We start from the raw sequence: 13155 nt of genomic DNA on the forward strand, positions 1-13155 counted from the left end.
CTACCTCCAGCGCTTCGCCCCGGAGATCCCCACCCGCATCCGCGACCAGCTGGTCGCGGATGCGGGTGGGGATCTCCGGGGCGAAGCGCTGGAGGTAGTGGTCCATGTGGGCGTCGTCGCTCAGGAGGAACGGGAGGTCGAAGACCAGGAGCTTGCGGACCGCCAGGAGGGGGACCGGGGCGCGCAGCGGGCGGAAGTCGTCGTTGTAGAGGCCCGGTTCCTCGCAGACCGGATGGAACTGGCCGATCATCAGGCCCTCGGCCACGAACTCGTCCTTGGCCTTGCGCTGGAGCTCGTCCAGTTCCGTGGAGTCGGCCGGGTCGAAGGCCGGGAGGACCAGGAGGATGGTCAGCAGCTCGCGGTCCTCCGGGGAGAGGGGGGCCGACAGCTTCGCGTGGCGGGTGCGCAGGGAGTCCACGGCCGAGGACAGGTCCTCGCACTCGGCCGAGGGCAGCGCCAGGTGGAACAGGTCCTTGCGCAGCGAGGGCTGGGTGTACGGACACACCGGGCCGGTACGGCCCAGCTCCGGGTGGCTGGAGACCAGGAAGTCCTTGCTCCACCGCAGGATCGGCAGCAGCGCGTCCGCGTGCTCGGCCGGGAACTCCCCGCGCGTGAGCTCGCCCGCGCTCCAGGAGGTGATCAGGTCGTCGCCCCTCATCGGGGGTCCCTCCACATCGGTCGCAGGGCGGGCCCGTCGCCCGGGAGGACGATGTCGGGGCCGAGGCGGGTGAAACCGGCCCGCACCAGGGTGGCCTCGCCGCCGGGGGAGCTGGCCTCGGCGTGCACGGCGACCCCGTCGCGGTCGGCGCGCGCGAGGACCTCGCCGAGCAGCCCGCTCATCAGGCCGCTCTGCCGGCGGCCGGCGCGGACACCGCCGAAGGACACGCTGTAGTGCGGCGGCGCGGCCGGGTGCCGCTCGGCCTGCAGGGCGCTGACGGTGCGCAGGGCCTCGGCGTACGGGCCGAGCGCCTCGGCGAACGCCGCGTCCAGCGCGTCCTGGTCGGGGTGGGCCTGCGGCGGCAGGTGCAGCAGGACCGCGTCGCCCTCCGGGCTGGTGAGGACGGCGTCGTAGGACGCGGACAGGTCGACGAACACCCGGAAGAACCCGGGCAGCAGCTCGGCGCGCCGCCGGTCGTCGGGGATCATCCAGCGGGTCATGGCGTCCTGGTGGAACGCGGCCGCGAGGAGCTGGGCCAGGTGGGCCCGGGTCGAGGGCGGGAGCGAGGTGCGCGGGGTGCGGGTGGCGGGCGGCAAGGGGTCCTCCGGGTCGGGTCGGTCCGTGGGCGTGCGGCGGCCCGGCCCGGGCGGTGTCGCCCGCGCCGGACCCGCGGCCGGCGGGTGGGTCACGCCGCCGCGCCCGGGGCGTGCTGCGCCCCCGACGCGGCCAGTTCCGTGATGCGGGAGTGCAGGGTCGGCAGGTAGTGCTCCGACTCCGGCTTGATCAGGACGCTGCGCACGATGCGGGCCGCCGGGGCGTCGGCGGCCACGTCCGGGTGGCGGGCCGTGAAGGCCGCCGCCTCCGCGCGCAGCACGCTCAGGAAGACCGGATCCTGCGTCGCGTCCATCCCCGCCCGGAGCAGCCGCTGGGAGGCCGCGTCCACCGCCGACAGGGTCAGCGCCGCCGACGGCTCCACGGGCGGCGTCGGGAAGTACGTGACGATGTCCAGGTCCGGGGACTGGTACAGGCGCAGGTCCGGCGACGTGCGCAGCAGGTCCGCCCAGGCCAGGGCGGCGCGGCGGTTCGCCGACAGGATGCGGCCGAAGCCCTCCCGGGTGAGCGGCAGCAGCTGGAGCGTCAGCCACAGGGCCGCCGCCGCCGCGCCGGCCCGTGAGCACTCCAGGCTGATCTCGCCCAGGTGCAGGTCGGAGTCGGTGAAGTAGGTGTACGGCGAGTCGTGCGCGAAGTGCCGCCCGGCCCGCGGGTCGGGGAAGAGGACCGCGCCGCAGCCGTACGGCTGGAGCCCGTGCTTGTGCGGGTCGACGACGACCGAGTCGCACGCGGCGATCGCCCGCCAGGGCCGCGGGTCCAGCCCGCCGAGCCCGGCCCGGCCCAGGATCGCGTAGAAGCCGCCGTACGCGGCGTCCACGTGCACCCGGGCCCCGTAGCGGCGGGCCAGCTCCAGCACCTCGTGCACCGGGTCGACCGTGCCCAGGCCCGTGGTGCCGGTGGTGACGACCACCGTGCCGATCCGCCCGCCGCGCAGGGCCTCCTCCAGCGCGCCGAGGTCGATCCGGCCGTGGCCGTCGGCCGGGACCCGGTGGCCCTCCATGCCCAGGACGTGGCACATCCGCTCGTGCGTGTAGTGGCACTCGGAGCTGAACGCGACCCCGCGGCCGGGGTGCACCTGGCGGGCGACGTAGAGGGCCTCCAGGTTGGCCATCGTGCCGCTGGTGGTGAGGTGGCCGACGTGCGCGGGCAGCCCGAACATGGCCGCGAGGTCGGCCACCGCCTCCTTCTCCATCTCGGTGGTGGCCGGTCCCCCCTCGGCGGCGTGGTTGTTGGGGTTGAACAGCATCGCCGTCAGATAGCCGACCACGGCCGCCGGGTGCGGCGGCTTGACCATCTGTCCGGCGTACCTGGGGTGGAAGAACGGATAGTTGTCGTCCATCCGCTTGGCCAGCCGGCCGAAGGCCTCGGCGAACGCCTCGGAGCCGACCCGGTGCGCCGGGTGCGCGCGGTACGGGCCGAACTGCCCGCCCCACCGCTCGGCCACCTCCAGCGCGCGGGGCAGCCAGTCGCGCAGGTCGTGCAGGTCGTGCAGGTCCACGGTGGGCCTCCCCCAGTCGTACGGACGCCGGTCCACGCCCGTCCGCGCGCATGCGGCCCGCGTCCCCGGCGGCCGCACCCGCGCCACGCCGAGGGTCCCCAACGCCCCGCAAGGCCCGCGCAACCGCCGGACCGGGCCCCACGGCGGCGCGAGCAGGGCGCGAGCGGCCTCTGGTGCACTCGCCGCGCGCCCCGCGGGCGCGCCCACCCCACCCTTCCCAGGAGGACATCCCATGGTCACCAGACGCAGCGTGCTGGGCGGCGCCCTCGCCGCGACCGGCGCCGGCCTGATCACGGGCGGCGCGCTGATGCCGCTGCTGAGCGCCCGGACCGCCCGGGCGGCCGGGGCGGGGGCCGGCGCCGTGGCGGTGCCCGCACCGTTCACGGTGAAGATGCCCACGCTGCCCGTGCTCTCACCGATATCCACCCTGGGCGGCCAGGACCTGTACTACGTCACGGTCAAGGAGGTCGCCCGGGAGATCCTGCCGGGCGTGCAGACCAAGGTCCTGACCTACGACGGACACTTCCCGGGCCCGGTGCTGCGCGCCCGCAGCGGCCGCAAGGTCGTCGTCCGCCACCGCAACACCCTCGGCATGCCCATCGCCGTCCACCTGCACGGCGGCAGCGTCACCCCCGAGAACGACGGCAGCCCCATGGACACCGTCGCGCCCGGCACCTCGCGCACGTACACCTACCCCAACCAGCAGCCGCACGCCCCGCTGTGGTTCCACGACCACGCCCACCACATGGAGTCCGAGCACGTCTACCGCGGCCTGTCGGGCTCGTACCTGCTCACCGACGAGGTCGAGAGCGCCCTGCCGCTGCCCGCCGGCCAGTACGAGGTCCCGATCGCGCTGCGCGACGCGCACTTCGACGAGGCCGGGCAGCTCGTCTACGTCATGGACGACGTCTTCGGCCGCACCACCGTCCTCGCCAACGGCCGGCCCACCCCGTACTTCCCGGTCGCCGCGCGCAAGTACCGCTTCCGGCTGCTGAACTCCTCCAACATGCGGTTCTTCCAGCTGCGCCTGTCCGACGGCGGCCAGATGGTCCAGATCGGCACCGACGGCGGACTGCTGGAGCGGCCGCTGCCCACCGACACCGTGGGGCTGTCCCCGGCCGAACGGGCCGACGTGGTCATCGACTTCTCCCGCTACCCCGTCGGCACGAAGATCGTCCTGGAGAACACCCTGGGCCCGGGCACGCCCGACCAGGTGGGCAAGGTGCTGCGCTTCGACGTCGTCCGTACGGCCGCCGACCCCAGCCGCGTCCCGGACGTGCTGCGCACCCTGCCGCCGCTGCCGGCCGCCACCGTGCAGCGCACCATCGTGCTCAGCATGGACGAGGACGGCCGGCAGGAGCCGCGCGGGCTGATGGACGGGCAGGTCTGGGACCCCGAGCGGATCGACCAGACCGTCGCCCACGGCAGCTCGGAGATCTGGACGGTCACCAACGCCAACAAGATCGTTCCGCACAACTTCCACATGCACCTCGTGCAGTTCCGCGTCCTGGAGCGCAACGGCGCCCCGGCGGGACCGGCCGAGGCGGGGCTGAAGGACACGGTCCGGCTCTTCCCCGGCGAGACGGTCAAACTGCAGGCCACCTTCGACTCGTACCGGGGGACGTACGTCTACCACTGCCACCTGCTGGACCACTCGGCGATGGGGATGATGGCGAACTTCCGGGTCCGCTGAACCGGCTGGGCCGCCCGCGCTCGACACGCGCTCAAGGACGGGACAAGGACGGGACGAGGACGCGACGAGCGGGCCGGGAGACGCTGGGGGCCAACAGACCGTGTGCAGCCGGCCCGTGTCCCCCACCCGTCGTGCCCCGTACGTGTCTGACACCGTGTGACGTCCCCTGGAGGCAGGTCATGTCCGCCCCCGTCCTCGAACCCCGCGCGGCCCGTCCCGCCGCCGCGCCCCCGCCCGCCGGACGCGCCCGGCACGCCCGGCCGCACCGCGCGCCGCGGCCCGGGCGCGTGCCGGGCCGGGTGCGCCGGCCGCGCCCGGGCCTCGCCCTGGCGGTGATCGCGTCCTGCAACGCGATGATCCAGCTCGACGACGCCGTCGTGAACATCGCCCTCCCGGGCATGCGGGCCGACCTGGGCCTGACGCCCGTCGGCTCCTCCTGGGTCCTGAACGCCTATCTGCTCGCCTTCGGCGGCCTGCTGCTCCTCGGCGGCCGGGCGGGCGACGTCCTCGGCCGCCGCAAGGTCTTCCTGGCCGGGGTCGCCCTGTTCACCGCCGGCGCCGCGGCGCGCGCGGCGGCCTCCGGCGTGGAGGTGCTCACCGTCGTCCGGATCGTGCAGGGCGTGGGCGCGGCGCTGGCCGCGCCGAGCGGCCTGGCGCTGCTGCTGAGCACCTTCGAGGAGGGGGCGCCGCGCAAGCGGGCCATCGCCGTGTGCACGGCGGTCGGTGCGGTCTCCACCGCCGGCGGGCTGCTGCTCGCCGGCACCCTGTCCTCGCTCAGCGGCTGGCGCTGGGAGCTGCTGCTCAACGTGCCGCTGGGCCTGCTGGTCCTGGCCCTCGGCCCGCTCGTGATCGCCGAGACCCGGCGCAACCCCGGCCGCTTCGACCTGGCCGGCGCGCTGTTGTCGGCGCTGGGCGCGACCTCGCTGGTCTACGGGCTGGCGCGCGCGGCCGAGCAGGGCGTGGGCGATGCCCGGGCACTGGGCTGCGTGGCGAGCGGGGTGGTGCTGTTCGCCCTGTTCGCCGCCGTGGAACGGCGGGCGGCCCACCCGGTGGTCGTGCCCGTGCTGTTCCGCGACCGCGGGCGGGTGCTGTCGTACGTGGCGACGCTGGCGGTGCCGGGGTCGGTGATGGGCGCGTACTTCTTCCTCAACCAGTACTTCCAGCAGCAGGCCGGCTACGGCCCGCTGGGCGCGGCCCTCGCGCTGACCCCGCTGGCGGCCACCATGGCGCTGACCGCGGGGGTCGCCGTACGGCTCGAACGGCACCTGGGGCCGCGCTACCTGATGGCGGCGGGCGCGTCCCTGCTGCTGACCGGCAACCTCTGGCTGTCCCGGCTGCCGGACGCGTCCGTACTGTCGTACGCCACGGGCGTGCTGCCCCCGCTGCTGCTGCTCGGGGCCGGGATGGCGTGCTGTGTGATCCCGCCGACCGTGCTGGCCACCTCGGGGCTGCGGCGCGGCGAGGCGGGCGCGGCCTCCAGCGTGCTGAACGCCGTGCAGACGCTCGGCGGCTCGCTGGGCCTGGCCCTCCTGGTGGCGGTGGCCTCCCGGTCCGGCATGACGGCCGGGTTCACCGCGGGCGCGGTGTGCGCGGGCGTGGCCCTGCTGGCGGCGCTGCTGATCGGACGCAGACCGGGCGGCACGGGCGAGGGCGGGGCATGACCACTGGCGCGGACGCGGCACGGGCCGCGGCGGCGGCCGGGGCTCCGGCCGGGGCGCCCGCGGGCACGGTGGTGGCCGTCCGGGAGGAGGTGCGGGCGCTCTGGGCGGTCGTGCTGAAGGTGGCGCCGCCGGCGCCGCAGTCCGGCTTCTTCGAACTCGGCGGCGACGTCCTGGCCGCCCACCGCATGCTCCGCCAGCTCTCCCGTACGTACGGGCTGGACCTGGGCCTGCGGCAGATCTACGAGACCCCGACGCTGGAGGGCCTGGTCGCGGCCATCGCCCGGCGGCTTGAGTAATCGTTTCGTCACTCTGAGTAAAATTGCACTGATTCTTGCTATCATGTGGTGTGGTTCCCGCTCCTGGAGGTGTCCCATGGCCCGCATGATGGTCGAACTGGACGACGAGATGGTCGCGCAAGCGAAGATCATCTACGGCAAGAAGACGAAGGCCGGCGCGGTGCGCGCGGCGCTGGAGGACGCGGTCAAGAGACATCTGCGGCAGCAGTTCATCGACGCCGTGAAGTCCGGCGAACTCGACTTCAGCGAAATCGTCGAGAAGACGAAGGTGGCGCCCCCGGCCGAGGAGCCGGAGCAGGAGCCCCCCGTCGAAGAGCCGAAGGCGGCGGCGTGAGCCCACTTTTCCTCGTGGACAAGTCCGCGATCGGCCGCTGGCACCTGCCGGACGTGGCGGCCGTCCTGGACCCGCTCCACGACCAGGGTCTGCTCGCGATCTGCCCCGCGGTCGAGTACGAGCTCATGTACAGCGTGCGGGGCAAGCACGAGGTCGACAAGACGTCGAAGTGGTTGCGCGGCTTCGACTACCTGTACTGCCGCTCGGAGATCTCCGAGCGGGCCCTGGAGGTCCAGCGCGAGGCGGTCGAGCGGGGTTTCCACCGCGCGCTGTCCTGGCCCGACCTGCTCATCGCGGCCACGGCCGAGCGCCGTAGGGCGGTCCTGCTCCATCACGACCGCGATTTCGACATGATCGCCTCCATCACCCGCCAGCGCACCGAATGGGTGGTGCCCCCCGGCAGCGCGGACTGACCCGCGCCCTGCCGTGGACCGGCCGGCGAGCCCCGTGCTCGCCGGCCGGTGGTGTGTCCGGGGCGTCTGGAGCGGGCCTCGAGCGGACTTCCGGCGGCCCTCCGGCGGGGGGCGGGAAGGTCGGGGCACGAGGTCAGGGAGGTTGAGCCGATGTCGGGTGAGCGAGTGCACCGCACGTCGTACGAGATCGACGTGGCGGCTCCGGCCGCAGTGGTCTACGGGCTGATCGCGGACACCACGCAGTGGCCGTTGTTCGTACCGCCGAGCGTCCACGTCGAACGGCTGGACTTCGACGGCGTCCTGGACCGGTTCCAGATGTGGGTGACCGCCAACGGGGCCGTGAAGTCCTGGCTGTCGCGCCGCACGCTGGACCACGGCCGGATGCGGATCGAGTTCCTCCAGGAGCTGCCCGCCGCGCCCGCCGGGTCCATGGGCGGCACCTGGACCGTCGAGGAGCGCGGCACCGACCGGTGCCGGCTGCGGCTGGAGCACGAGTTCACCACCGTCGGCGACCGTCCCGACGAGGTCGCCTGGCTGCTGCTGGCCACCGACACCAACAGCCGGGCCGAGCTCGCCCAGCTCAAGGAGACCGCCGAGCAGTGGCGGCGCCTGGACGGGCTGCTGCTGACGTTCGAGGACTCGGTGCGCACGCACGGGCCCGCCGAGCTGGTCTACGACTTCCTCTACGGGGTCGCCGACTGGCCCGACCGGGTCCCGCACGTGGCCCGCGTCGACGTGGCCGAGGACCTGCCGGGCGTCCAGGTGATGAGCATGGACACCCGGACCGCCGACGGGTCCGTGCACACCACCGACTCGGTCCGGATCTGCTTCCCGCACGCCTGGCGCATCGTCTACAAGCAGACCAGGACACCGCTGCTGATGGAGGCCCACACCGGCGAGTGGTCGGTGGTCGCCGACGAGACCGGCGTGACGGTGACCTCCCAGCACAGCGTCCTGCTGCGCGAGGAGGCCTTCGAGCGGGTGCTCGGCCCCGGCGCCGACGTCCACCAGGCCCGCGCCTACGTGCGCGAGGCCCTCGGACGCAACAGCACCGCCACCCTCGAACTGGCCAAGCGGCACGCGGAATCCGCCATACGCACCCTCTGACCACCCACAGACCGGGAGACGAGTGACCATGACGCACTCTCTCGCCCCCGCGCCCGGGTCCGCGTCCGCCCCCGCGCCCGCGTCCGCACCCGGGAGGGCGCCCCGCGCCGACGGCGGCCGGCAGGCCGCGGCGGCGCGGGCGCGCCGGTTGGAGGAGCTGCTCGGCGATCCGTACGACCCCGCCAACCCGCACGGGCTCGCCGCCCTCCTCGACGCCGACCGGCGGGCCGAACCGCCCTACGCCACCGAGGAACTGCTCGACGGGGCCGGGGTCGGCGCCGAGTTCGTGCCCGCCGAGTTCGGCGGCCGGCTCACCCGCGCCGACCTGCTGGTCACCGCGCTGCGCCCGGTCTTCCGCCGGGACGCGGCCCTCGGCTTCGGGCACGGCATCACCTCGCTGTTCGCCACCGCCGCCGTCTGGGCGGCCGGCACGGCGCCCCAGCGCGCCGAGACCGCCGCGCTGCTGCTCGGCGGCGGCCGGGCGGCGATCGTGCACCACGAACTCGCCCACGCCAACGGCATCCTGCGCGACGAGTTCACCGCCGCGCCCGCCCCGGGCGGCCCCGGCGGCGGCCCGGTGCTCAGCGGCCGCAAGGACGTGATCATGAACGCCGCCCGGGCCGGCGCCCTGGTCGTGTACGCCCGGACCTCACCCGGGCGGACCGCCCGCAGCCACTCGGTGCTCCTGGTCCGCCCGGACCAGGTCGCCTCGGGCCTCACGCACCTGCCGCGCGTCACCACCGCGGGGATGCGCGGCGGCCTGTTCTCGGGCCTGCGCTTCGACGCGTGCGCGCTGCCCGCCGACGCCCTCGTCGGCCGCCCCGGCGAGGGCGTGGCGCTGGCGCTGCGCACCTTCCAGGTCAACCGGTGCGTCATCCCGGCCCTGGCGGTGGCCGCCGCCGACACCGTGCTGCACTCCGCCGTCCACTCGGTGACCGCCGGCCGGAGCCGGCCGATGGCCCGCCGCTGGCGCACACCGCTCGCCGGGGTCTTCGCCGACCTGCTCGCCGCCGATGCGATGTCCCTGGTGGGCCTGCGTGCGCTGTCCCTGCTGCCGGAACGCGCCCATGTGCTGGCCGCCGCCGTCAAGTACGTCGTACCGGACCTGCTGCGGGAGGACCTGGAGGAACTGGCCTCCGTGCTCGGCGCGCACGGCTACGAGCACGGCAGCGCCCGCTACGGATCCCTGGACAAGCTCGTGCGCGACCTGCCCGTCGCCGGGCTCGGGCACGCGGGGAACGCCGCCTGCCACGCGGTGATCGTCCCGCAGCTCCCGCTGCTGGCCGAGCGGTCCTGGCTGCGGGCGCAGGAGCCGCCGCCGACCCTGTTCCGGCCGGACGCCGAACTGCCGGAGCTCGACTACCGGCTGCTCGGCGCGGCCGGCGGCCACGACGTCCTGTCCGCCACCCTGGTGGCCGCCGCCGGCCGCCTGGAGGTCCACCGGTCCGCCGGCGGCCACCTCGCGGCCCTCGCGGAGCTCGCCGAGGAGTTCGTCGGGGAGCTACGGGCGCTGCGCGCCCACGTCCTGGCCGGTCCCGACCTGCCCGCCGCCGTGGTGCTCAGCGACCGGTACGCGCTGCTGCTGGCCGCCGCGGCGGTGCTCGGCGTCTGGGAGGGCCAGTGCTCCGGCGCCGCCGGCGACGCCTTCCTCGCCGACCCCGCCTGGGCGGTCCTCGCGCTCACCCGGCTCGGCGGCCGGCTCGGCATCGCCGTGCCCGAACTGCCCGAGGACTGCGTGCCGCGGGTCCTGGAGGAACTCGTGCTCCGGTACCGCACCGGCCGCTCCTGCGACCTGGCGGGCACCGCGTACGGGGCCCGGGGGACGGAGGCGGGGCGATGAGCGGGACCGGGGTCGCGCCGCCGTTCCACGTCACCGGGCCCGACGGGCCCTGGGACAAGGTCGCCGACGGGGTGGCCGGCCACGGGCACGCGGTGGTCTACGCGACCTGGGGGGAATGGCTGACCGCCGCCCTGTCCGACGCGGGGCTGCGGCCGCTGCTCGGCCGGGACTGGCAGCGCTACCGGCGCACCGCCGACGCCGCCATCCGCTACCGCTTCGTCACCTCCCGGATGGTGGTCAAGTACACGGCCGCCGCGGCGCTGCGCACCGAACCGGCCGCGCTGGACCTGTCGTACCGGATCGGCGGGCGCCCCTACATCCGGGGCCTGGACCAGATCGAGGTCAGCCTCAGCCACACCGAGGACCTGATCGCGGTCGGGGTCAGCCGCACGGGCCGGATCGGCGTGGACGCCGAACCGGCCGACCGGCGGATGTCCTTCGAGCTGCTGCACGACCGGGTGTGCACGCCCGCGGAGGCGGCAGGACTGGCCCGGCTGCCCGCCGACCGGCGGGCGGCGGAGATGCTCCGGCTGTGGACCCTCAAGGAGGCCTATACCAAGGCACTCGGACAAGGGCTGAGGCTGGACTTCAACGAGTTCGGCTTCGGCCTGGACAGCGGTGAGCTGATCGCCCCGGACGGACGGCCCGCGGCCCGCGGGGAGTGGTCCTTCGGCACGCACCACGTGCTGGGGCGCTATCTGCTCAGCGTGGCCTGTCACGACGCCGGACTCGACCCGGCCGCCGACACCGCCGTGCACACCATGCTCGACGAGGGCTTCCTCAGCGTCGTCGAGGAGGTCCTCGCGGAGGGCTAGGCGCACCACCAGACGTCACGAACGTGTCAGGGATATGTGGGCAGATCTCGCAAACTCCCTCGCCTTTGGAAAAAGATCAGTCGACCCGTCGAGCCGAGAAGTGGAGGGGAATCCAGATGGCCGCCACCGTGGCCGTGACCGTCGTCGTCACGCCCGGCCCCCCGCCCTCGCTCGACCTCCACGGCCCGCTCGCCCCGGCCGCCCTGGCCCGTCTCCCGCGCCCTCTGGCGCTCCACCGGCACACGCCGACGCACCACACGGTGGTCCTGCCCGATCCGTACGACGGCGCCGCGGGGGCCCTGTCGGACCTGCTGACGGGCCCCGTCCCGGAAGCCACCGGGCGGGCGGCCGACCGTCCCGCCGGCCGGCCGGGCCTCGGGCCGGGCCGCGGGCCGGGCGCCGCGGCGGAAGCGGAGCCGGGGGGCGTGCGCGGGCACGCCCGGGGACCCGAGGACGGGCCGCAGACCCGGCAGGGGTCGTGGCCCAGGGGCGGGGTGTGGCCCGCCACGCCCGTCCAGCAGGAGATCCTGCTGGACGCGCTGACCCACCCGGGAGCCGGGCTGTACGTGGAGCAGCTGCACTGGCGCTGGTACGGGCCGCTGGACGCGCGGCGGTTCACCGCGGCCTGGCAGCGCCTGTACGCCACCGAGGCGGTGCTGCGCGCGTCGCTGGCCCGGCCCGCCGTGCCCGGCGCACCGCCGCTGGTTGCCGTCCACGCCTCCGCGCACCCGCGGGTGGAACGGCACCCGCGCGGCAGCGCCGACTGGCACGCGCTGCTGCTGGCCGAGCGCACCCGGCCGTTCGCGCTGCACGAGCCCGGCGGCGCGCTGCGGATCGCCGTCCTGGAGGAACCGGACGACGTCTTCCGCATCCTGCTGACCTCCCATCAGGCGCTGCTCGACGGCTGGAGCGTCCGGCTGCTGCGCCGTTCCTTCCACCGCGCCTACGCCGCCGACGGCCGCCCGTCGGGCGGCGAACGCCGCCCCGACCTGCGCGACCACGCCCACTGGCTCGCCACCCGCGACCTGGCCCCGGCCCGCGCCTTCTGGACCGCCCGCGCCGTCCAGTCCACCGGAGCCACCACCCTGCCGGGGCGGGCCACCGGGGCCACCGGGGCCACGATCCCGGGCGCGGCAGGGCCCGTGCCCGCGGCCGGGCCTGCGGCCGAGCCCATGGTTCCGCGCGGGGCGCGGCCCGGGCCTGCGGCCGGGCCTGCGGTCCCGCCCGGGCCTGCGGCCGTGTCCGGGGCTGCGCCTGCGGCCGGACGTGCGGCCGGGCCTGCGGTCCCGCGCGGGGCGCGGCCCGGGCCTGCGGCCGCGGCCGGACGTGCGGCTGGGGCTGCCGCCGAGCCCATGGTTCCGCGCGGGGCGCGGCCCGGGCCTGCGGCCGGGCCTGCGCCCGGGCCTGCGGTCCCGCCCGGGCCTGCGGTCCCGCCCGGGCCTGCGGTCCCGCCCGGGCCTGCGGTCCCGCGCGGGGCGCGGCCCCGGCCTGCGGCCGCGGCCGGTCCTGCGGCCGAGCCCGCGGTTCCGCGCGGGGCGCGGCCCGGGCCTGCGGCCGGGCTTGAGGGCCCGCCCAGGTCTGTGGTCGGGGCCGGGTACGGCCGGGTGCGGCAGTGGTTGAGTCCGTACGAGGCGCATCGGCTGCGGAGTTGGGCGGCCCTGCGGGGGGCCGGAGAGAGTACGGCCGTGCATCTGGCATGGGCGTTGCAGCTGCACCGGGCCGCGCCCGGGGCGGCGGACGGGCGGCCCTCGCCCGTCTGCTTCGCCGCCGCCGTCTCCGGGCGGGGCATCGCCCTGGACGGGGCCGACCGGCTGCCCGGGCCGCTGCGCAGTGCCGTACCGCTGCACGTCACCGTGGACCCGGCGGCCCCGCTGGGCCATCTGCTGACCACGCTGGCCGGGCGCGCCCTGGACGCGGCGGCCTACGAATGGCTGGCCCCGGGCCAGTTCGCGGCCTGGGCCGACAGCGGCCCGGACCCGGACCTGGAAGCCCTGCTGGGCCCGGGAACCGGGCCGGTACGACCCCGCCCGGAGTCCCTGATCGCCTTCGAGGCCCACCTCCCACGCGTCGGCGACCCCCTCGACGAGCCGGTCACCGATGCGACCGGTTCCACCGGCCCCTTCGGGCCCGTAGGAGCGCCCGCAGGGCATCGGCGACGGTGGTGGACTCCCGGCCGGAGTCGGGGAGTTCACGCAGCAGATGGGCGGTCTGGGCGAGCATCTCGGCGG

At 75.5% G+C, this 13155-nt stretch carries 12 protein-coding genes; 9 read left to right on the top strand and 3 right to left on the bottom strand.

The annotated features are described in order from the left end of the window. From EF918_RS23765 to EF918_RS23775, 3 genes are all read right to left on the bottom strand, one after another. The coding region (locus tag EF918_RS23765) for a DUF6875 domain-containing protein (RefSeq protein WP_125650246.1) at positions 1-658 on the bottom strand (658 nt) is incomplete at its 3' end. Further along, positions 655-1254: a hypothetical protein gene (locus EF918_RS23770; RefSeq protein WP_125650248.1), complete on the bottom strand. Its 600-nt coding sequence runs from the start codon at positions 1252-1254 to the stop codon at positions 655-657. The genes EF918_RS23765 and EF918_RS23770, both read right to left, overlap by 4 nt. A gap of 89 nt (positions 1255-1343) precedes the next feature. Continuing rightward, positions 1344-2714, bottom strand: coding sequence for an aminotransferase class V-fold PLP-dependent enzyme (locus EF918_RS23775; protein WP_260610567.1), 1371 nt, complete (start codon positions 2712-2714; stop codon positions 1344-1346). A 286-nt stretch (positions 2715-3000) separates the two neighbouring features. Between EF918_RS23775 and EF918_RS23780 the strand changes: the two genes are divergently transcribed. From EF918_RS23780 to EF918_RS39130, 9 genes are all read left to right on the top strand, one after another. Continuing rightward, positions 3001-4461 (top strand): multicopper oxidase family protein, encoded by a 1461-nt coding sequence (locus EF918_RS23780; RefSeq protein WP_125650250.1) that lies wholly within the window; start codon positions 3001-3003, stop codon positions 4459-4461. Between the two features lie 179 nt (positions 4462-4640). After that, positions 4641-6122 carry an MFS transporter gene (locus EF918_RS23785; RefSeq protein WP_125650252.1) on the top strand — a complete coding sequence of 494 codons (1482 nt, stop codon included), beginning with the start codon at positions 4641-4643 and terminating at the stop codon, positions 6120-6122. Further along, positions 6119-6418: a phosphopantetheine-binding protein gene (locus EF918_RS23790; RefSeq protein ID WP_125650254.1), complete on the top strand. Its 300-nt coding sequence runs from the start codon at positions 6119-6121 to the stop codon at positions 6416-6418. The genes EF918_RS23785 and EF918_RS23790 overlap by 4 nt, the downstream gene beginning before the upstream one ends. A gap of 76 nt (positions 6419-6494) precedes the next feature. After that, positions 6495-6752: a type II toxin-antitoxin system VapB family antitoxin gene (locus EF918_RS23795; protein WP_125650256.1), complete on the top strand. Its 258-nt coding sequence runs from the start codon at positions 6495-6497 to the stop codon at positions 6750-6752. Next, positions 6749-7165 carry a PIN domain nuclease gene (locus EF918_RS23800; RefSeq protein ID WP_125650258.1) on the top strand — a complete coding sequence of 139 codons (417 nt, stop codon included), beginning with the start codon at positions 6749-6751 and terminating at the stop codon, positions 7163-7165. The genes EF918_RS23795 and EF918_RS23800 overlap by 4 nt, the downstream gene beginning before the upstream one ends. A 150-nt stretch (positions 7166-7315) precedes the next feature. Next, positions 7316-8272, top strand: coding sequence for an aromatase/cyclase (locus tag EF918_RS23805; RefSeq protein ID WP_125650260.1), 957 nt, complete (start codon positions 7316-7318; stop codon positions 8270-8272). A 28-nt stretch (positions 8273-8300) separates the two neighbouring features. Then, complete coding sequence (locus EF918_RS23810; protein WP_125650262.1) at positions 8301-10112, top strand: acyl-CoA dehydrogenase; 1812 nt, start codon at positions 8301-8303, stop codon at positions 10110-10112. Beyond that, entirely contained in the window at positions 10109-10927 is an 819-nt protein-coding gene (locus tag EF918_RS23815) for a 4'-phosphopantetheinyl transferase superfamily protein (RefSeq protein ID WP_125650264.1), read from the top strand. The genes EF918_RS23810 and EF918_RS23815 overlap by 4 nt, the downstream gene beginning before the upstream one ends. 116 nt (positions 10928-11043) lie before the next feature. Then, the coding region (locus EF918_RS39130) for a condensation domain-containing protein (RefSeq protein WP_125650266.1) at positions 11044-13155 on the top strand (2112 nt) is incomplete at its 3' end.

The sequence above is a fragment of the Streptomyces sp. WAC06614 genome (assembly GCF_003949795.1).
Taxonomy (GTDB): Bacteria; Actinomycetota; Actinomycetes; order Streptomycetales; family Streptomycetaceae; genus Streptomyces.